This is a genomic window from Kribbella sp. NPDC004138, from assembly GCF_053603655.1.
Map to the genome: position 1 here is coordinate 65,883 of NZ_JBSGFZ010000021.1, position 18,788 is coordinate 84,670.

General features: G+C 70.3%; 18 protein-coding genes. 7 read left to right on the forward strand and 11 right to left on the reverse strand.

Annotated features, from left to right (window positions below; translation table 11 throughout):
• Nucleotides 1-5: 5 nt before the first annotated feature.
• The 4 genes from ACWEOO_RS27765 to ACWEOO_RS27780 all read left to right on the forward strand — a co-directional run bounded on the left by ACWEOO_RS27765 (nt 6) and on the right by ACWEOO_RS27780 (nt 6,378).
• Complete coding sequence (locus ACWEOO_RS27765; protein ID WP_452145522.1) at nt 6-1,307, forward strand: nucleotide sugar dehydrogenase; 1,302 nt, start codon at nt 6-8, stop codon at nt 1,305-1,307.
• Nucleotides 1,304-3,937, forward strand: coding sequence for a glycosyltransferase family 4 protein (locus ACWEOO_RS27770; RefSeq protein ID WP_452145523.1), 2,634 nt, complete (start codon nt 1,304-1,306; stop codon nt 3,935-3,937). The genes ACWEOO_RS27765 and ACWEOO_RS27770 overlap by 4 nt, the downstream gene beginning before the upstream one ends.
• A complete protein-coding gene (locus tag ACWEOO_RS27775) occupies nt 3,938-5,095 on the forward strand; it encodes a glycosyltransferase (protein WP_452145524.1) in 1,158 nt (385 codons plus the stop codon).
• Nucleotides 5,096-5,406: 311 nt separating this feature from the next.
• Complete coding sequence (locus tag ACWEOO_RS27780; protein WP_452145525.1) at nt 5,407-6,378, forward strand: hypothetical protein; 972 nt, start codon at nt 5,407-5,409, stop codon at nt 6,376-6,378.
• On the opposite strand, the gene ACWEOO_RS27785 is transcribed toward ACWEOO_RS27780, so the two are convergent.
• Nucleotides 6,375-7,199, reverse strand: a complete 825-nt coding sequence (locus ACWEOO_RS27785; RefSeq protein ID WP_452145526.1) for a helix-turn-helix transcriptional regulator — start codon at nt 7,197-7,199, stop codon at nt 6,375-6,377. The genes ACWEOO_RS27780 and ACWEOO_RS27785 overlap by 4 nt on opposite strands.
• Before the next feature lie 92 nt (nt 7,200-7,291).
• On the opposite strand from ACWEOO_RS27785, the gene ACWEOO_RS27790 reads away from it, so the two are divergent.
• On the forward strand, nt 7,292-8,038 hold the full coding sequence (locus ACWEOO_RS27790; protein ID WP_452145527.1) for an SDR family oxidoreductase: 747 nt from the start codon (nt 7,292-7,294) through the stop codon (nt 8,036-8,038).
• Nucleotides 8,039-8,169: 131 nt separating this feature from the next.
• Here ACWEOO_RS27790 and ACWEOO_RS27795 read toward each other — a convergent pair whose 3' ends face one another.
• Entirely contained in the window at nt 8,170-9,045 is an 876-nt protein-coding gene (locus tag ACWEOO_RS27795; protein ID WP_452145528.1) for a hypothetical protein, read from the reverse strand.
• Complete coding sequence (locus tag ACWEOO_RS27800; protein ID WP_452145529.1) at nt 9,042-10,034, reverse strand: SPFH domain-containing protein; 993 nt, start codon at nt 10,032-10,034, stop codon at nt 9,042-9,044. The genes ACWEOO_RS27795 and ACWEOO_RS27800 overlap by 4 nt, the downstream gene beginning before the upstream one ends.
• A gap of 75 nt (nt 10,035-10,109) precedes the next feature.
• Here ACWEOO_RS27800 and ACWEOO_RS27805 point away from each other — a divergent pair, with 75 nt between their 5' ends.
• Nucleotides 10,110-10,793: an NUDIX hydrolase gene (locus ACWEOO_RS27805; protein ID WP_452145530.1), complete on the forward strand. Its 684-nt coding sequence runs from the start codon at nt 10,110-10,112 to the stop codon at nt 10,791-10,793.
• Nucleotides 10,794-10,796: 3 nt separating this feature from the next.
• Here the strand turns inward: ACWEOO_RS27805 and ACWEOO_RS27810 are convergent, their stop codons facing one another.
• Complete coding sequence (locus tag ACWEOO_RS27810) at nt 10,797-11,702, reverse strand: carbohydrate kinase family protein (RefSeq protein WP_452145531.1); 906 nt, start codon at nt 11,700-11,702, stop codon at nt 10,797-10,799.
• A gap of 76 nt (nt 11,703-11,778) precedes the next feature.
• On the opposite strand from ACWEOO_RS27810, the gene ACWEOO_RS27815 reads away from it, so the two are divergent.
• A complete protein-coding gene (locus ACWEOO_RS27815; RefSeq protein WP_452145532.1) occupies nt 11,779-13,038 on the forward strand; it encodes an alpha/beta hydrolase family protein in 1,260 nt (419 codons plus the stop codon).
• Here the strand turns inward: ACWEOO_RS27815 and ACWEOO_RS27820 are convergent.
• The 7 genes from ACWEOO_RS27820 to ACWEOO_RS27850 all read right to left on the reverse strand — a co-directional run bounded on the left by ACWEOO_RS27820 (nt 13,028) and on the right by ACWEOO_RS27850 (nt 18,772).
• A complete protein-coding gene (locus ACWEOO_RS27820) occupies nt 13,028-13,657 on the reverse strand; it encodes a CoA transferase subunit B (protein ID WP_363707485.1) in 630 nt (209 codons plus the stop codon). The genes ACWEOO_RS27815 and ACWEOO_RS27820 overlap by 11 nt on opposite strands.
• Before the next feature lies 1 nt (nt 13,658).
• Nucleotides 13,659-14,447, reverse strand: coding sequence for a CoA transferase subunit A (locus tag ACWEOO_RS27825; protein WP_452145533.1), 789 nt, complete (start codon nt 14,445-14,447; stop codon nt 13,659-13,661).
• Nucleotides 14,448-14,578: 131 nt separating this feature from the next.
• Nucleotides 14,579-15,502 carry a tetratricopeptide repeat protein gene (locus tag ACWEOO_RS27830; protein WP_359941318.1) on the reverse strand — a complete coding sequence of 308 codons (924 nt, stop codon included), beginning with the start codon at nt 15,500-15,502 and terminating at the stop codon, nt 14,579-14,581.
• 61 nt (nt 15,503-15,563) lie between these two features.
• Nucleotides 15,564-16,262, reverse strand: coding sequence for a carbohydrate-binding family 9-like protein (locus ACWEOO_RS27835; protein ID WP_452145534.1), 699 nt, complete (start codon nt 16,260-16,262; stop codon nt 15,564-15,566).
• Nucleotides 16,255-16,737, reverse strand: coding sequence for a hypothetical protein (locus ACWEOO_RS27840; protein ID WP_452145535.1), 483 nt, complete (start codon nt 16,735-16,737; stop codon nt 16,255-16,257). The genes ACWEOO_RS27835 and ACWEOO_RS27840 overlap by 8 nt, the downstream gene beginning before the upstream one ends.
• Nucleotides 16,738-16,746: 9 nt before the next feature.
• Complete coding sequence (lipB, locus tag ACWEOO_RS27845) at nt 16,747-17,376, reverse strand: lipoyl(octanoyl) transferase LipB (protein WP_452145536.1); 630 nt, start codon at nt 17,374-17,376, stop codon at nt 16,747-16,749.
• Between the two features lie 4 nt (nt 17,377-17,380).
• The gene (locus ACWEOO_RS27850; RefSeq protein ID WP_452145537.1) at nt 17,381-18,772 is read right to left on the reverse strand and encodes a J domain-containing protein; all 1,392 of its coding nucleotides are present in this window, start codon (nt 18,770-18,772) and stop codon (nt 17,381-17,383) included.
• Nucleotides 18,773-18,788: the final 16 nt, after the last annotated feature.

Consider the following 18,788-nt stretch of genomic DNA (forward strand, 5'->3'; position numbering starts at 1 on the left):
TTGCTGTGCGTGTCAGTGTAGTTGCCTTAGGCAAGATCGGACTGCCACTGGCGGTCCAGTTCGCGGCCAAGGGCCATCAGGTCGTCGGCGTCGACATCAACGAGAAGTTCGTCGAGCTGGTGAACGCCGGCCAGGAGCCGTTCCCGGGTGAGGCCCACCTGCAGGAGCTGCTCTCCGAGACCGTGGCCGACGGCCGCCTGCGGGCGACCACGGACTACGCGGACGCGATCCCGAACAGCGACGCGGTCGTCGTGGTCGTGCCGCTGTTCGTGGACGAGCAGACCGGTCAGCCCGAGTTCGGCTGGATGGAGAACGCGACCCGTTCGCTGGCCGAGCACCTCACCCCGGGCACCCTGGTCAGCTACGAGACCACCCTGCCGGTCGGCACCACCCGCGGCCGCTGGAAGCCGATGATCGAGGAGATCTCCGGCCTGACCGAGGGCACCGACTTCCACCTGGTGTTCTCGCCGGAGCGGGTGCTCACCGGCCGGGTCTTCGCGGACCTGCGCAAGTACCCGAAGCTGGTCGGCGGCCTGTCCGAGGAGGGCGCGAAGCGCGCAGGAGCGTTCTACGAGGCCGTGCTGGACTTCGACGACCGCCCCGACCTGGAGCGCCAGAATGGTGTTTGGGACCTGGGTTCGGCCGAGGCGGCCGAGCTGGCGAAGCTCGCCGAGACCACCTACCGGGACGTGAACATCGGCCTGGCGAACCAGTTCGCCCGGTTCGCCGGCCAGAACGGCATCGACGTGCACGCCGTCATCGAGGCGTCGAACTCGCAGCCGTACAGCCACATCCACCGGCCGGGCATCGCGGTCGGCGGGCACTGCATCCCGGTCTACCCGCGGCTGTACCTGTACACCGACCCCGACGCCACCGTCGTCCGGGCCGCCCGCGAGGCGAACGCCGGCATGCCCGACTACACCATCGGTCTGCTCGAGGGCGCGTTCGGCGACCTCAAGGGCGCGAAGGTCGTCGTGCTCGGCGCGTCGTACCGTGGTGGGGTCAAGGAGACGGCGTTCTCCGGGGTCTTCCCGGCCGTGGAGGCGCTGAAGGCGCGCGGCGCCGAGGTGTCCGTGCACGACCCGATGTACACCGACGAGGAGCTCCAGGGTCTCGGCTTCACGCCGTACACGCTGGGCGCGCCGGTGGACGCGGCAGTGCTGCAGGCGGACCACGCGGAGTACGCGCAGCTGGGCCCGGCGGACCTGCCGGGTGTCAAGGTGCTCGTCGACGGCCGGGACCGCACCGACGCGGCCAAGTGGGCGGGCGTGCGGAGGATTGTGATCGGAAGGTCGGTCAGCCAGTGACAGATGCCGGCCTGCGGGTCGTGATGATGGTCGCCAACGACGTCACCAACGACAGCCGGGTCCGCAAAGAGGCCGCAGCACTGGCCGAGACCGGAGCAGAGGTGACTGTGCTCGGGGTCTCGGCCAGCGGCCTCCCGTCGAGGGAGATGCTCGACGGTGCGCTGATCGTCCGGGTGGCGGTGCCTTTCGCACTGCGTGAGGAACGGAAACGAAGCCGTACGGCGCGCCGCAACTGGCGGCCGCCGCTGGTGGGGTACCGAAACCGCACGACCTACGTGGCGCGCAACCAGCGGATCGCGGCCGAGCTCAAGGAGCTCAAGGCCGACTCCGGGCACGCGATCGCGCGGGCCAAGGCGGGCCAGGGGAATCCGCTCAAGTTCAAGGCCGGGGTCGCCACCCGGCTGGTCCGCCGCGCGCGCTGGAAGGCCGCCGAGCGGGCGACCTGGGTGCGCAAGGGGGTCGGCAACAAGGCGGACGCCCCGTTCAAGTTCAGCTGGCGGGCGTACGACGGGGTGCTGCACCGGCTGCCGTGGCCGGCGCCGTGGCGCAAGCTGCACCCGGAGGCGCTGGACCTGGAGATCGCGTTCGGCGACCTGATCGACCGTCTGGAGCCGGACGTCGTGCACGCGCACGACATGCACGTGATCGGCGTCGCCACCCGCGCCGCCGGCCGGGCGAAGCTCCGCGGCCGCTCCTTGAAGGTCGTGTACGACGCGCACGAGTACGTCGCCGGACTCTCGCAGTACGGCGCCCGGACCCGGCGGTCGATCGCGGCCTGGGCCAACCACGAGCGCGAGTACATCGGTCAGGCGGACCGGGTGATCACCGTCAGCCCGGCGATCGCGACCCGCTTGCAGCGCGAGCACAAGCTGCGCGACGAGCCGACCGTGGTGATGAACACGCCGAACCCTGCTGACGTGTCGGTCGAGGTGTCCGACATTCGCAGCCAGATCGGCCTCGCCTCCGACGTACCGCTGCTCGTCTACAGCGGCGGCGTCACGCGGGCGCGCGGCATCCACACCGCCGTCCAGGCGCTCGTGGACCTGCCGGACGCGCATCTGGCCGTCGTGTGTGTGCCTGGTGTGGCGACGGACGCGGTTCGCGAGCTGCAGGCGCAGGCCGTGCAGCTGGAGGTGCAGGACCGTCTGCACTGCCTGGACCCGGTGAAGCCGGACGAGGTGGTCGCGTTCCTGCGCACCGCGGACGTCGGGCTGATCCCGATCCTGCGCTACCCGAGCCACGAGATGGCGCTGCCGAACAAGCTGTTCGAGTACGCCTTCGCCGGGCTGCCGGTGGTGGTCAGCGACATGCCGAGCATGAAGGAGTTCGTCGACCGCACCCGGATCGGCGAGGTCTTCACCGCGGCCGACGCGCACGACCTGGCGTCGAAGGTCCGGACGGTGCTCGGCGACCTGGACGCGTACCGCGAGCGGGTCGCCGATCCGGCGTACCAGCAAGAGGTGTCCTGGGCCGGACAGGCGACCAAGCTGCGCGCGCTGTACGGCGAGCTGACCGCGCGGCAGCTCGAGATCACGCGGCCGGGCGGCAAGATCACGAAGACCGGGCGGCACCTGCTGCTCGGGCCGGTCAACAGTGCGGGCCAGGCGTGGTTGTGGGCGACCGCGCTGGAGCGCGAGGTGCCGGACATCAAGGCGGAGTCGCTCACCACGGGCAGCGGGGCGTTCGACTTCCGCGTGCACCGCACGGGCACCTACCGCCAGTACCGGTCGGATCTGCGCTGGCAGCTGGAGCTCACGGCGTACGCGTTGCGCGAGGTCACCCACGTGCTGTTCGAGGCGGGCCGGCCGATGTTCGGTCAGCAGCGCGGGCAGATGTGGACGACCGACGTCCCGATGCTCGACCAGGCCGGCATCAAGCACGGCCTGGTGTTCCACGGGTCGGAGATCCGCGATCCCGCCCAGCACCGCGAGCAGTACCGCTACTCGCCGTTCCGCGACCCGGACGACGAGCTGACGGTGCGCCTGCAGGCCGCGAACAACCTGATGCGGCACCACCTCGAGGGCTACAACGGCCCGGTCTTCGTCACGACGCCGGACCTGCTCGAGTTCGTCGACAACGGCATCTGGTTGCCGCTGGCCGTCGACGTCGAGGGCTTCGTGTCGACCCAGCCGGTGCTCGAGCGTGAGGTCCCGGTGGTGCTGCACGCACCGTCGGCGTCCGCGCTGAAGGGCTCGGCGTACGTCGACCCGGTGCTCACCGACCTGGATGCGCGCGGGCTGATCAAGTACAACCGCGTCCAGGGTGTGCCGCACGCGGAGCTCGCCGAGATGGTGAAGAGCGCCGACATCGTGGTCGACCAGTTGCTGCTCGGTTCGTACGGCGTGTTCGCGTGCGAGGCGATGGCGGCCGGCCGGGTCACCGTCGGGCACATCGCGGACCCGGTCCGGGACCTGCTGCCGACCGACCTGCCGATCGCCGAGGCGAACCCGGACGACCTGGCCGAGGTGATCGAGCGGCTGGTCGCCGAGCGCGACACCGCCCGCAAGATCGCCGACGCGGGACCGTCGTTCGTCCGCGACCTGCACGACGGGCGGAAGTCGGTCGAGGTGCTGCTGCCGTTCCTGAACAACGAGCTCAGCCTCGACAACGCCGAGGACGAGAGCGAGTAAGTGCGGATTCTGATGATCGCGCAGTCCCCGATCGCCGGGGACTCGCGGATCCTGCGGGAGGCGACGGCGCTCGCCGCGGCCGGTCACACGCTGCACGTGATCGGCCGCGACGTTCCGGAAGGCTTCGAGGTGGGCCCCGGGATCACGGTGGCGTCGGTCTCCCGCTCCTCCGGTCTCCGGACCGGGAACGGCGGGCTGACGGTCGGGCACGGGCACACCGGTCCGAAGGTGCTGGCGAAACGGTTCGGGCGGTGGTTGCTGCTGCCCGAGCACCGGTTGCGCACCGAGAAGCAGTGGCGGATCGCCGCGGCGCCGTTGGTGGCTGCGGCCGGTCCGGTCGACGTCGTGCACGCGCACGACTTCAACACGCTGGAGCTCGCCGCGGAGTATGCCTCGCGATGGTCTGCGGCGCTGGTGTACGACAGTCATGAGCTGTGGTTCGACCGCGCACTGCCCGGACGGCCGACGCCGTTGTGGCGTGCGCGTGGGCGGCGACACGAGGTCTCGCTGGCGTCTCGTGCGCGGGTGGTCTTCACCGTGTCGGACGGGATCGCCGCGCGGTTGCGTTCGCGCGGTCTGACGGACGTGCGCGTCGTACGGAACACGTTCCCGCGCGCGGACGACGTACCGGCTGCACCTTCGAAGCCCGAGGGGTTGCTGTACGCCGGACGCGTCGGAGCTGGGCGGGACCTGCCGACCGTGGTGGCGGCGGCTCGTCAGTTGGCGCCGTTCCGCACGGTGCTGATGGGGTCGGTGGATCCCAACTACCGCTTGGATCTGGGTCCCGTCGAGACTGTCCCGGAGCGCTCGATCGACGAGGTCGACGACACGCTGCGCTCGTACGGCATCTCGCTCGTCACGCTGACGAACACCTGCGAGAACCACCGCCTGGCTCTCCCCAACAAACTCTTCCACGCCGTCCGCGCCGGCGTCCCCGTGGTCGCCGCCGACCTCCCCGAACTCCGCGTGGTCGTGACCCAGTACAAGCTCGGCGGCCTGTACGAGCCCGGAAACCCGCAGTCCCTGGCCACCGCTGTCCGCTCGGTCATCGACAACTACACCACCTACACCGACGGCGTCCGCTCAGCCGCCACCGAACTCAACTGGGAACACGACGCCGCCACCCTGGTCGCCGCCTACACCGACCTCGCCGGCTAACGCGGCCCGCACCCGCACCGTCCACCGTCCGTCTCAGGGGTCAACCCCCAAGATGGACGGTTGCCTCCCGAGAATCTCAGTGGGCAACCGGCCAACTCAGGGGTCAACCCCGCAAACGACCGGTGGCTAGCGGGCCCGGCACGTAACCGAGTTCTGCGCATGGGTGGATCTCCCCCTATGGGCGGTAGGTGAGGCTCTATTTTGTGCACAGAACTCACTCGCGCGCTCACCATTCGTGAACAAGCACGGGTAATACTTCACCCGCAACTTTCTGTGTCCGCCTCGTATCAAGAGTTCTGAGAGGGGGCGACATGAATCCACGACTGACTGCCCTTGCAGGGAGCGCTGTACTCGCGCTGACCGCCTTGGTGCCGGCTGCCGCGCACGCACAGGGAACGGCCAAGCCCGACCCGACCAAGCCCGGCGCCAAGGTGCCGGGCACGAGCAGGACGATCACCGCCGCGCAGGCCCAGGCCTGTTTCGTCTGGCAGGGTGGCGTCACCGCCGACGGTTCGCACCACTTCAAGGACCCGACCGCCACCGTTCCGCCCCAGGTGCCGAACGACTGGCAGACGCCCAAGGTGTACAAACCCGGTCAGGTTCGGTTGAGCGCCCGGCAGACGATCGAGCCGAACATCTCCGGCACCGACCGCTATGGGTACCTCGTGATCGGCGACGCGCTCTACTTCAGCGGCTACACGGGATACGAGGACGGGACCACCGACGGTCCGGTCTCGCTGACGCGGGTCGGCGGCGGCTGGAGTACGTTCAGGTTCCTGGAGGCCGCCGAGTACCTGAGCCCGGACAACAAGATCTACCGCAACGCCGCGTACGGGCTGAAAGGCGACGTCCTGTACCGCTGGACCGTCAGCGACAAGGGCGTCTGGCGGTCGACCGGGTCGTTCGCGGGCCTGTCCGCGGTCAAGACGATGACGCTGATCGCGAAGACTCCGACGTACGACACCTTCCTGGCCAATACCCGGGGCGGGGCGCTGTACACGATCCGGCTCACGGTCGGCTCGTCGAAGCCGATCGTCAAGCCTGTCCGCACCCGTAGCTGGCAGGGCTTCGAGACGCTGTCGGCGATGGGCTGCGGTCAGTACGGCACGCTGCTGCTCGGCATCGACAAGGACACCAAGAAGGGCTACCTGTATGCCGTCGGGCACGCGAACGGCCTGTCGACGGTAATCCAGTCGCGCGGCCAGGTCCCGGGAACGTTCGACGACCCGGTCGACTTCCGCTGGGTCCCGATCCCGGTCTACGACGTCGCGAACGGCGACTAGGACCGGCCGGACACCGGTCGACTCCCCAACGCCGCGAGGCGCTCTCGCGTCGCGGCGTCGGCGGGGGTGTAGGTGAGGACGTACTGGCCGTCGTCGCCGGGGAGTTGGAGCGACTCCAGCGAGAAGGTCAGCTGCCCGGCGAGCGGGTGGTTCACCGTCTTCGGGCAGTGCGAGCGGTTCTGGACGTTCTGGGAGATCCAGAACCGCTCGAAGTCGGGGCTGGCGGCGCGGAGTTCCGCGACGAGCGCCGCCAGCTCCGTGTCGTCGGCGTACTCGGCCGATGCCCGCCGAAGCAGCGCGACCGCGTCCTGCGCCACGGTCGGCCAGTCCGCGTAGTACTCCCGAGAGGTGGGATCGAGGAAGTAGACACGAGCGAGATTCCGCTGCTGGGGGTTCTCGAAGTCCGCGACCACCTCGCATGCCGCCGCGTTCCACGCGAGGACGTTGCTCAGCCGGTCGACGACGAGCGCCGGCACGCCCTGCATCGCGTCGAGCATCGCCTTCAACTGCGGGCGGACCCCGGCCTTCGGCGGTACGGCAGGCGGCGCCGCGCAGGCGAGCAGCCGCAAATGGTCCCGCTCCGCATCATCCATCCGCAGCGCGTCGGCCACTGCGGTCAGTACAGCCGTCGACGGGTTCCCGGCGCGACCCTGCTCGAGCCGTACGTAGTAGTCGACGCTCACGTTGGCGAGCAGCGCGACCTCCTCACGGCGCAACCCGGACACCCGCCGGTCCCGGCCTGGCCGCAACCCGACGTCCTCGGGCCGTACCCGGGCCCGTCGGCTCCGCAGGAACTCTCCCAGTTGCGGTCTCGCGCTCACCCGACCAGTATCCCCGCCGCCTGGGTGGTACTGCCGGACCTAGGGTCGAAGCGGATCTCCTGAGCCCGCGCCGGGCGGACGAAGGTGGAGCCATGACAACCTCACGCATCGCACTCGTCACCGGCGCCGCCAGCGGAATCGGCCGCGCCGTCGCCACTCGTCTCGCCGCCGACGGCGCGTCCGTCGCACTGCTCGCCCGGCGGCGTGACCGGCTCGAGAAGGTCGCCGCCGAGATCGCCGAGGCCGGCGGCACGGCGCTCGTCGTACCGGCCGATGTCACCTCCGGGGAGTCCGTCGCTGAGGCCGCGGCACTGGTGCAGGACCGGCTGGGTGATATCGACCTGCTGGTGAACAACGCCGGGGTCATGGAGGTGATCCCGTTCGCCGACGGGCCGGTCGAGGCGTGGCGGCGGACGGTCGACGTCAATCTCGCCGGCGTCATCAACGTCACCCACGCGTTCCTGCCAGCGCTGCGCAGGTCGGCCGCTACGCGCACCACCGACCTAATCAACGTGTCGTCGCTGGCCGGCGAGCGAATCAACCCCGGCATGGCGGTGTACGGGGCCTCGAAGGCGGCCGTCAGCCACCTGACCCGGACGCTACGCGCCGAACTGTCCGGTGAAGGCATCCGCGTCACCGACCTGGAACCCGGCATGATCGACGGCACCGAACTCGCCGACAGCTTCCCGCCCGACCTGCAGTCGATGGTCAACGACCTCCGGTCCACCCTCCCCGCCGTCCCAGCCACCGAGGTCGCCGACCTGATCGCCTACGTCACCAGCCGCCCCCGCGAGGTCAACCTCCCACACGTCATCATCCAGCCGTCGAGAGAGAACTAACCGGCGTGCATCCTCGACAGGAGGTGTCGGTCGGCCGGGTAGTGCACCTGAGCGTGAAACTGTTTGTGCGTACAGTGTCTCGCCGGTGCACTACCTGTCGGGCGTGCACACCATCGCCGCCCCGGCCACGATCAGACCACCAGGTACAGCTTGACCGGGGCGACGCCGACCTCGATCCGCTGGCCCCAGCTGATGCTCAAGGTGTCGGACTCCATTCCGTCGCCGAAGACGACCAGGTCCGATTCGGCCGTGATCGTCAGCGAATCCGGCGCCTTCAGCAGTCCTTCGGTGTTGTCGGTGCCGGTCGCCGGCGACGGCCAGGCCTCGCGCACGAACCAGCACAGCACCGGATCGGTCGGCGTCGGCAGCGCCAGCGGACTGCGGCGTTCCTGCCAGGCCGATCGGCACCAGCCAGTCGATCCGGTCCCGGTGCCGATCAGGATCCCGGACGACGACTGCCGCTCCGGCAGCGCGTCGGGCGCGCTCAGCCGGTAGCGCGCGGACTGGTGCGTGCGGTGGCCGACGTACACCTCGTTCAACGCGACCAGGTGCTGTCCGTCATCGGTGCTGGCGGCAACCATCGTCCGCTCGGCGACCTGCCGTGACACCAGCAGGTCGCCGATCGCCTCGGGTTCGTGCGGGACGAGTACGCCGGGGTTGCGGGCCGGTTCGGGGTTGATCCCGATCACCGGCTGGCCGTCGAGGTACTTCGCCACGTTCGCGACCAGGCCGTCCTGCCCGACGGCGATCACCACGTCCTCCGGCCCGAACCCGAACCGGTCGAGATCGTCGCGCTCGGCGACCGCGCGCCGCCAGTCCAGTGGGATCGCCGCCGAAACGGTCGCCAGGGCGTCCTGCTGCGCCTGGTGCCGCGCATCCAGCTCCGCCAGATCCCGTCCGCGCCCGGCCAGGAAGAACCCGGCCTGCTGGCGCGTCCCGTGCCGGGCGACCAGCTCGGTGAGCTCGGTCGCCCGGTGCACGATCACCGCCCTCGGAGGAAGTGTCATCGCTGTTCGGCCAGCTTGCTGAGGATGGGAGTCAGCAGGTCCGGTGTCAGGTTCAGCGTGCCGATCTCCGGCAGGGCGCCCTGCTTGATCGCCATCGCCAGGATCGTGCCCTGGTCCAGCTCGGCGTACGCCGCCAGCATCGCCTGTTCGGCTGCAGCCTCCGCGGCGCCGATCACCCGCTTGGCGTCCGCCTCCGCCTCGGCCAGGGCCCGCTGGCGACCGGCCGCCGCGTGCGTCTCGATCTGACCGGCGGCCGCCGCCTCGGTCGCCCGGAGGCGCTCGTTCTGGCCGCGCTGGTTGACCAGTTGCTCCTCGCGCCGGGCGAGCTCGATCTGGTTCTGCAGTTCGTTCTCGGCGATCGAGCGCTCCCGTTCGACGGCGAGCGCGCGCCGTTCGTACGTCGCCTTGTCCGCGGCCTGCTGCACCATCTCGCGGGTCGGCGTCTGCAGCGCCTTCTCCACGTCACGCTCGGCCCGCACGGCGACGACGCGGACGTCCTCGACGCCGATCCCGAGGCCGGTCAGCCGCTGGTCCTCCCGCAGGCCGGTGCCGACCGCCTGACGCAGCGCGGTCATGCCCTCGGAGAGCGCCTTGGTCAGCGTCATCCGGGCCAGTACGTCGAGTGCGGTCTGCTGAGCCAGCTCGGTCAGCAGACCGCCGAGCTGCTCGAGCGGCGTGGACCGCCACAACCCGGTGCCTGGGTCGATGCCGAAGTCCAGCCGGCTCGCGGCTAGCGCCGGATCCGTCACCCGGTAGGTGACGGTGGCCTGCACAGCGACGTCCTGGAAGTCCTGCGTGCGGCCGTGGAACAGCAACGGCTGCTCGCGGTCGTCGATCGGGATCTCGCTCAGCGACGAGTTCAGCGCCCGGAACCAGAACGCCTGACCGGCGCCGTCGTGCGCGACCTTGCCGTTGCGCAGGTGCCGCACGTGGGTGGTCGGGTTGGCCCGCAGGTGGCTGATGAACCGGAACCGGGTGATGTCTGCCATCTCGTACTCCTTGTCGTCACTGTGACGATAAGGGGTTGGATGACTTTTCGTCAAGGTGACGATTAGAGTGGGATGATGGACTTCGAGCCGCTCGGCCTGGCCACCGACCTGGTCATCCTGACCGTCCGCGACGGCCGCCTCCAGGTGTTGCTGATCCGCCGCGGCATCCCGCCGTACCAGGGCCGCTGGGCGCTGCCAGGCGGGTTCGTCCGGCCGGCCGAGGACCTCGAGACGACCGCGCGCCGCGAGCTCGCGGAGGAGACCGGGCTGTCCGCGGAGCGGATCCACCTCGAGCAGGTCGCGACGTACGGCGCTCCGGACCGCGACCCGCGCGGCCGAGTGGTCAGCGTCGCGTACCTGGCCCTCGTGCCGGACCTGCCCGCGCCGGTCGCCGGTTCGGACGCGGCGTCGGCGAGCTGGGCCGACGCGACCGACGTCCTGGACGACGCCGGGCGGCTGGCGTTCGACCACCACCGGATCCTGGCCGACGGCGTGGAGCGGGCGCGCGCGAAGCTCGAGTACTCACCGCTGGCCACCGCGTTCTGCCCGCGGGAGTTCACGATCTCCGAGCTTCGCGGCGTCTACGAGGCGGTCTGGGGCATCCCGCTCGACCCGCGGAACTTCCACCGCAAGGTCACCAAGACACCCGACTTCGTCGCCCCCGTAGGCACCACCACAACGCGCGACGGCGGCCGCCCAGCCCAACTCTTCCACCGCGGCACCGCCACCACCCTGCACCCGCCGATGACCCGGGGCTGACCCTCAGCCGAGCGTTCTGCTGCGAACGGCGAGTTCTTCTGCGGTGATCAGGTTGGTGTGGGTGCCGGGGGAGCTGCAGGCCCAGCTGGCGGCGACGGTGCCGGCGGTGGCGGCGTCCGGCCAGGGGGCGCCGTCGAGGTAGCGGGCCAGGAAGGCGGCCACGTAGGCGTCGCCGGCGCCGTTGGTGTCGACGATCGGGCGGTCGGGGAACGTGATCGCGGGGAAGTGCCGCACCGGCTCGCCGCGGACGTGCAGGTAGCTGCCGTCCGCGCCGGCCATCGCGACCACCACGTCGGCGCGGCCGTTCGCGAGGATCCAGTCGACGCCGTCGGCCGGCAGCGCAGTGGCCGAGACGAAGACGATGTCGGAGGCGGTGGCGAAGTCCTTGTGGTGGTCGTTGCGGCCGTCCCAGTCGTGCAGGTCGGTGGAGATCGACCGGTCGGCGGCGATCGCGTCGCCGAGGGCGTCGCGGGCGAAGTCCATGATCGAGACGTGGACGTGCTGCGCGCTGCGCAGCACCGGGCGCCACAGGTTCGGGTCGACGCGCAGACCGCGCGGGTGGCGGCCGTCGTACATCGACAGCCGGCGGCCGTCCGGGGCGACCAGGTTGACCGACCGGCGGGTGCCGCTCGGGTGCAGCACGACGCGCAGCGGGATGCCGAGCTCGTCGTACGCGCGCCGGATCCGCGCGCCCTCGGGGTCGTCGCCGATCACGTCCACCAGTCCGGCCTGCAGCCCGAGCAGGTGGCAGCCGAGCGCGACGCCGTGACCGGTGTGCGCCAGGTACGACTCGATCGGTTGGACCGGGACTGTGTCCACATCCGCCAACGGCAGGCCGGGCACCCGCACGATCGTGTCGATGCCTACTCCGCCGATCACCAGCACATCCAGCTCCACCTGTCCCGTCATACCCGACTTTCGCCAGGGATCACAGGTGTCTTTCGCAAGCTGAACGGATAGTTGGTGTCCGGGCAGAGTCGTGGCCATGCTCAACCGCCGAAAGCTCGTGGTCTCAGCCCTCCTCGCCCCACTCGCCGGCTTCGCCGGCTCGTCGTTGAAGGGAGGAGGAAGCGCCCTCGCGGCGGGCGGGGGTGTGGCGCCGGCGGTGGGGTACGGAAGTGGCGGGACCGTGGCCATCCGGTTGCCGCGGCCGACTGGGGTGTTTCCGGTGGGTACGACGGAGTTGCACCTTGTCGACCAACGGCGGGACGACCCGTACGTGCCGGGGCGGCCCCGGGAGCTGATGGTCAGCGTCTGGTACCCGGCGGCCCGCCCGGCCGCGCCCGCGCCGTACCTGCCGCCGTTGACCGCGCAGGTGTTCGGCGAAGGTGCGGCGATCGCGCTCCAGCAGCCCGTCGGGACGATCGACTGGGCCGGCGCGAAGAGCCACGGCGGCCTGCTCGCACCGGTCCTGCCCGGGAAGCGGCCGGTCGTGCTGTTCTCGCCGGGGTTCGGCGTGCCGCGCGGGCTCGCGTCGATCAGCGTCGCGGAGCTCGCCAGTCGCGGGTACGTCGTGGTCACCGTCGACCACACGTACGAGGTCGCGGGTGTCGAGTTCCCGGGGAACCGGATCGAGGTGCAGACGCTCCCGCCGGCGCCGTACGCGCTGCTCGCCCGCACTGCGCGCTTCGACGACCTGCGCTTCGTCCTCGACGCCCTCGGCCGGCTCGCCCGCGGCGAGAACCCGGATGCGGAGCACCGCCGCCTCCCGGCCGGACTCGGCGCCGTCCTCGACCTCGACCGGATCGGGGCGTACGGCCACTCGGCCGGCGGTCTCAGCTCGATCGACCTGCTGGTCGCCGACCCGCGGATCCGCGCCGCGATCGACATGGACGGCGAGCTCGGCTACGGGTACGACGACCCGGCCGACTGCCCGACCGTCGCGCGAGGGACGACGCGCCCGTTCCTGCTGATGGGCTCGGGCGCGATCGGTCCGGGGCCGCACGACCACCGGACCGACCCGTCCTGGGGACTGTTCTGGGACCGCTCGTCAGGCTGGAAGCGCGACCTGAACCTGCCGAACGGCCGGCACTACAGCTTCGTCGATTACCAGGCGCTGATCCCGTGGTTCCAGCGGTTCTTCCCGGTCCCGCCGGAACTGATCGCGAACACCGTCGGTACGGCGGACGCGGGCCACGTGCTGCGCGCCCTCCGCACCTACATCCCGGCGTTCTTCGACCAGCACCTCCGGCAGCGCCCCTCCGATTGGAGCCAGGCGCTGCCGGAGACGAAGTTCATTGCTTGATCGGCGCACCCGTCTTGGACTGGAGCTCGTCGAAGGTGACGCCTTCGGCGAGCTCGACCAGGCGCAGGCCGTCGTCGGTGACGTCCAGCACGGCCAGGTCGGTGATGATCCGGTTCACCACGCCGCGGCCGGTGTACGGCAGGTCGCACTCGGAGAGGATCTTGTGCGAGCCGTCCTTGGCGACGTGCTCCATCAGCACGATCACCTTCTTGGCGCCGTGCACCAGGTCCATCGCGCCGCCCATCCCCTTGACCATCTTGCCGGGGATCATCCAGTTCGACAGGTCGCCCTTGGCCGAGACCTGCATGGCGCCGAGGATGGCCGCGTCGATCGCGCCGCCGCGGATCATCCCGAACGACAGCGAGGAGTCGAAGAACGACGCGCCGGGCATCGTCGTGACGGTCTCCTTGCCGGCGTTGATCAGGTCCGGGTCCTCCTCGCCCTCGACCGGGTACGGCCCGACGCCGAGGATGCCGTTCTCCGACTGCAGGACGACGGTGACGCCGTCCGGGATGTAGTTCGGGACCAGGGTCGGCAGGCCGATCCCGAGGTTCACGTACGAGCCGTCCTCGAGCTCCGCCGCGGCGCGGGCCGCCATCTGCTCACGGGTGAGTGGCATCTCAGGCCTCCAGCTTCTCGCGCTGCGCCTCGAAGGCCTCGCGGGGTTGCACCGTGCGCTTCTCGATCCGCTTCTCGATGTCCTTGCCGACCGCAACGACACGCTGGACGTAGACGCCCGGCAGGTGGATCGAGTCCGGGTCCAGCTCACCAGGCTGGACGAGCTCCTCGACCTGCGCGATCGTCACCCGGCCGGCCATCGCGGCGAGCGGGTTGAAGTTCCGCGCGCTGCGGTCGAAGACCAGGTTCCCGTGGGTGTCGCCCTTGAGCGCGTGCACCAGCCCGAAGTCGGTGGTGATCGACTCCTCCAGGACGTACGTCGTCCCGTTGATCTCCCGCGTCTCCTTGGCCTCGGACGCCTTCGCAACCGAACCGTCCGCGTTGTACTTCTGCGGCAGCCCGCCGTCGGCGACCTGGGTGCCGACGCCGGCCAGCGTGTAGAACGCGGCGATCCCGCAGCCGCCGGCCCGGAGCTTCTCGGCCAGCGTGCCCTGCGGCGTCAGCTCGACCTCCAGCTCACCGGACAGGAACTGCCGGGCGAACTCCTTGTTCTCCCCGACGTACGACGAGGTCATCTTCGCGATCCGCTTGTCCGCGAGCAGGATGCCGAGGCCCCAGTCGTCGACGCCGCAGTTGTTCGACACGACGCTGAGCCCGGACACCCCCTTGTCGTGCAGAGCGCTGATCAGCTGCATCGGGTTGCCGCACAACCCGAAGCCGCCGACGGCGAGGCTGGCGCCGTCCCCGATGTCCGCCACCGCTTCCTGCGGCGACCCGTACGTCTTGTCCATCAGCTGCTCCGTTGCAGTGGCCGGTGTTGTCTTCTGCCGATTCGCTCCGACTCTAACCAGAGGAACGGTGTCTCGCGATGTGGGCGGTGCCACAGATGTGGCGGCGTACCACCCGGCTGTGTGGTCGGGTCCTACGCGGACGCTTCGGAGGCGTTCAGCGCGGTGAGCTCGAGGATCGCCTCGTGGTGGGCGACGTCCAGGTCGGGGAGCGCGAGCACGGCGGACAGGTGCGCGCGGGCTGCCGGGAGGTTCCCCGAGCCGCGCGCCGCACGGCTCAGGCCGATCCGCGCCGCGGCGACGCTCTCCGGGAGGTCGGCGTGCTCACCGATCGACAGTGCGCGGCTGTAGTCGTCCTGCGCGTCCTCCAGCTTGCCGGACCGTAGGTACAGGGCGGCGCGCTCACACAGCAGCAGGGCTGTGTGGTCACCCAGACAGAGCTCCTCGGCCAGCCGGATCGCCTCCGTGATGACGTCCAGCGGCTCGTCGACGACCTGCCGGAGCCCGTTGAGCGCCAGGAACATGCCCCAGCGGTCCTCCAGCATCCGGAACCGGCCCAGCGCCGTACGCAACGCCTGTACGGCGTCACCCGGCGCAGCCGTGGTCAGACCGGGGTACCCGCGGCACAGCTCGACGGCTGCGCGCGTCCACGCGTCACCGCCCTCGTTCCGCTCCAGCACGTCCTCGACCACGGCGGCCGGCTCGAACGGCCCGAACACTAGTGACCAGAGCAGCACCGTCACGGAGTACCGGAACGGGCCGGTCGTCGTCAGCACGATCTGCTGGGCCAGCTCCACCTGCTCCTGCTCGGCCGTCGCGGCTCCGTGGACGACCGCGAGCAGGTACTCCTCGTCGAGCCCGACCGGGACGGTCCGGCCGAGCATGCTCAGCACGCGCTCCGCCGCGGCCGCGGCCTCGTCCTGAAGCCCGTTCGACCACCAGTACGCCGAGTAGCGCGCAACCAGCCGCAAAGCCGTCCGCAGATCGCTCTCGCAGGCACGCTCGATCGCACTGACGACCTGGTCGCCGTCGAGATCGCCGCTGCCCCCCAAGTTCACGTACCTCATTGTCTCCTGGTCGTGTTAACGCCGGGTCACAGGGGTCATGGGAGTCACGGAGTCAGAAACGGAGCACGCCCCAGGTAGCAGGCCGGTGCATGTCCGCAATGCCCTGCGGCGACCACACCCAGAACTCGATGTCCTCACCCTTCACGTACGCCCCGTCGACGACCTCGTGCGGCCACTCGCAGCGCATCAGGTTCATCCGCCACTCGTCGCCCGGGTTCGGCGGCGTCGCGCGGCCCTGGTTGTAGGCGGCCAGATCCGCCCACGGTACGGCGAGCTCGACCGACCAGCCGGTGTCGGTGTCGGACGGGTCGTTGACCGTGCCGTCGACGTGGATCGCGGTCCGCAGACCGGGCAGGTTCGTCGGGTCGATCGGGACGCCGCCGTCGACGTACGGCTTGGGCAGCGTGAGCTCCCAGATCGTGCCGAGCGGGTTGATCTCGAACTCGTAGTAGTTCAGCCCGTCGCCGTCCGGGTCGAGGAACAGCTCGAAGTTGTTCTCGTGGAACAGCTTGCTGTTGTGCTCGGTCATCGTCGACCAGACGTGCGGCTCCTCGAGCAGACCGCCGACGTACAGGTACCGGTCGTCGTACATCAGCTTGGCCCGGGTCCGGAACCGCGGCGCGGGGCCGTCGTGGATCGGGACGAAGTCCGTGGTCCAGGGCGCGGCGTCCCAGGCGGGGTCGGTCAGGGTGCCGTCGAGACTCGGCGTGGTGGCGGTCCGCGGGCACTCGTAGACGGGCAGGTCAGGCATCGGCACGCTCCAGCAGTCGGGCGACGAGATCGGCGAGCAGGAAGGTGATGGCGGTCAGCGCCGGTACGACGGCGAGGATCCAGGGCGAGTCCAGGTGGCCGGTCAGGAACGCGATGACCAGCGCGACCATGAACGCGACGCCGAGGAACGGGATCAGCTTCGGGTGCGGCATCGCCAGCCGGCTGAGCGCCAGGCCGCCGAGCACCATCGTCACGACGACGATCAACACCAGCAGCGGCAGTCCGAGGGCGCCGCAGTTCGTGGTGTCGCGGAACCGCTCGCAGCTGCGCTCACTCAGCCACACCAGCGCGATGGTCGCGAACCCGCACAGCAGCCCGACGACACCGAGGATCAGCGCGGGCGGCAGCGGCGGGGCGTCGTACCGCCCCTTCTCGGCCTGCTCCGCCTCGTCGGCGGCTTCCAGGACGGCCTCCAGATCCGCTGGCATTCGGTCGCCGTCGTCCTCCTGACTCATTGCCGCAGGCTATCGGGCTCCCAGGCTGTGCGCGACGGCATCGCGCACGTCGGCCTCGCTCGGCGCGGCCAGGCCCTGCTCGGCGGCCAGCTCCGCGAGCGACACCATCGTGACGTCGTGCAGTCCGCAACTCGTGAACGTGTGAAAAACGGTCATGTCCGGGTCCACGTTGATCGAGAACCCGTGACTGGTCACGCCCCGCCGGATCCGCATCCCGATCGAGCACAGCTTCCGGCCGTCCGCGGTCCAGACCCCGACCAGGCTGCTCGCACCCTTCGGGGTGTGCCGCCGCACCAGCGGGAACCCGAGCGACCCGAGCGCGTCGATCAGCCCGTTCTCCACCCACCGCACGACGTCGACCGGCCCGCGCTGATGCAGATCGATCACTAGATACCCGACCAGCTGCCCGGGCCCGTGATACGTCGCGAACCCACCCCGATCAACCTCCACCGCCGGAATCCCGGCCGCCTCCGCCGGCAGATCGTCGAGCCCGGTCCGCGGCCCGTACGTGATCACCGGCGGATGACTCAGCAGAAACAGCCGATCCCCAACCTTGCCTGCAACCCGCTCCTCGACCCACTCCCGCATGTCCTTCGCGGCAACGCCGTACTCCACCTCACCGAGATCAACCCGCTGCATACGTTCAGATTAGGCCGTACGGCGCGCGGTGCAGGACGTCGTACAGGAGGCGGCGGTCGAGGAGGTTGCCTTCTGGTTGGAGCCAGGTGAGGAGGTCGTCGGCGGCGGACTGCGAGGGGAGGCAGGTGACGGCGGTGTCGGTGGTGGGGCGGGTGCTGATGCGGCCGTCGGCGGACGGGTGGACGATCAGGAAGCCGCGGACCTCGGCCGTGCGGAGGCGGCCGCGCCAGGAGGTGACGGCGGCTTCCAGTGCGGCCACGGGGCTGTCCAGCGGCTGGCCGTTGAAGACGAGGGATCCGTAGGCGTCCAGGGAGTACACGCCGGGCGGTCCTACCAGCGAGACGATCAGCGCGACACGGTGGCCGTTGAGCAGCATGTGGTCGACGGCGACCGCGCCGAGTTGCGCGCCGTGGACGAGCTTCGCCGCGGGCAGGGCGGTGATCACCGGATCGAGCAGGTTGGCCGTCCGCCGCTGCAGCAGGACGTCGTACGGCGTGATCGGCGCGGCCAGGGCGTCGTCGACGAGAGGCTCGCCGGGACGGCCCCACAGGTTGAACTCGTACGCCGCCGTGCGGTCGATGGCCCGGTCGAGGGCATGCGCCTTCGACCAGCGGCCGGTGAGGATCCGCGTGACCACGAGGCCGACGACCGTCGCGCCGATCAGGATGCGGCCGACGGCGGACCCGTTGTCCGCCGCGAACGGAAGCGCGGTCAGCACGAGCGCCAGCAGGTAGAACGCCGCGGTCAGGACGCCGAGGGTCATGAACAGGCCGCGGAACGGCACTCGCCGGCTCCAGTGCGGAGGTAGCGCGACCACGATCATCGCGGCGGTGCAGATGCCGAAGGCGATGTCCCAGAAGCCTTGGTAGCTGGCGCTGACCAGGATGCCGATGACCAGGGCGGCGAAGGCGACCAGGGCGATGAGCGCCGGCAGCCGCCAGCGGCCGAACCCCGGGCGGGCTTGGACCAGGCCGGCATCGACCGGCCGAGCCGGGTCGCCGGTCGTACTGGTTGTCCTGGACTCGTCGGCCGCGCGAGGCTGCCCGTCGGACCACGCCTGCTCTGACGACCAGGACTGGTCGGTGGAGCGGGACTGCTCGTCGTACCACGGCTGGTCGGTCGACCAGGTCCAGGTCGGCTCCGGCTCGGGATCCGGCTCCCGGCGCGGGTTGGCGCGCGGTGCCTCCGCCGGCCGGTCGAGGCCGCGGTCGTACGCGGCGCGCTTCGCCGGGTCGGACAGGGTGTTCCAGGCGTCCTGGACGAGGCGGAAGAGCGCCGCGTTGCCGCCCTGGTCCGGATGCACCTGCCGGACGAGCTTCCGGTACGCGGACTTGATCTCGGCGGTGCTGGCCGTGCGCTCGACGTTGAGCACCTCGTAGTGATCGGCCCCGCCCACCCAAGCACCTCCGCGA

What these genes read in the sequence shown, in the direction of transcription:
- ACWEOO_RS27835 (WP_452145534.1), bottom strand. Translation starts at nt 16,262, where the DNA reads ATGCCTGACCTGCCCGTCTACGAGTGCCCGCGGACCGCCACCACGCCG.
- ACWEOO_RS27820 (WP_363707485.1), bottom strand. Translation starts at nt 13,657, where the DNA reads ATGCCACTCACCCGTGAGCAGATGGCGGCCCGCGCCGCGGCGGAGCTC.
- ACWEOO_RS27810 (WP_452145531.1), bottom strand. Translation starts at nt 11,702, where the DNA reads ATGACGGGACAGGTGGAGCTGGATGTGCTGGTGATCGGCGGAGTAGGC.
- ACWEOO_RS27840 (WP_452145535.1), bottom strand. Translation starts at nt 16,737, where the DNA reads ATGAGTCAGGAGGACGACGGCGACCGAATGCCAGCGGATCTGGAGGCC.
- ACWEOO_RS27805 (WP_452145530.1), top strand. Translation starts at nt 10,110, where the DNA reads ATGGACTTCGAGCCGCTCGGCCTGGCCACCGACCTGGTCATCCTGACC.
- ACWEOO_RS27790 (WP_452145527.1), top strand. Translation starts at nt 7,292, where the DNA reads ATGACAACCTCACGCATCGCACTCGTCACCGGCGCCGCCAGCGGAATC.
- ACWEOO_RS27780 (WP_452145525.1), top strand. Translation starts at nt 5,407, where the DNA reads ATGAATCCACGACTGACTGCCCTTGCAGGGAGCGCTGTACTCGCGCTG.
- ACWEOO_RS27795 (WP_452145528.1), bottom strand. Translation starts at nt 9,045, where the DNA reads ATGACACTTCCTCCGAGGGCGGTGATCGTGCACCGGGCGACCGAGCTC.
- lipB (WP_452145536.1), bottom strand. Translation starts at nt 17,376, where the DNA reads ATGCAGCGGGTTGATCTCGGTGAGGTGGAGTACGGCGTTGCCGCGAAG.
- ACWEOO_RS27825 (WP_452145533.1), bottom strand. Translation starts at nt 14,447, where the DNA reads ATGGACAAGACGTACGGGTCGCCGCAGGAAGCGGTGGCGGACATCGGG.
- ACWEOO_RS27815 (WP_452145532.1), top strand. Translation starts at nt 11,779, where the DNA reads ATGCTCAACCGCCGAAAGCTCGTGGTCTCAGCCCTCCTCGCCCCACTC.
- ACWEOO_RS27800 (WP_452145529.1), bottom strand. Translation starts at nt 10,034, where the DNA reads ATGGCAGACATCACCCGGTTCCGGTTCATCAGCCACCTGCGGGCCAAC.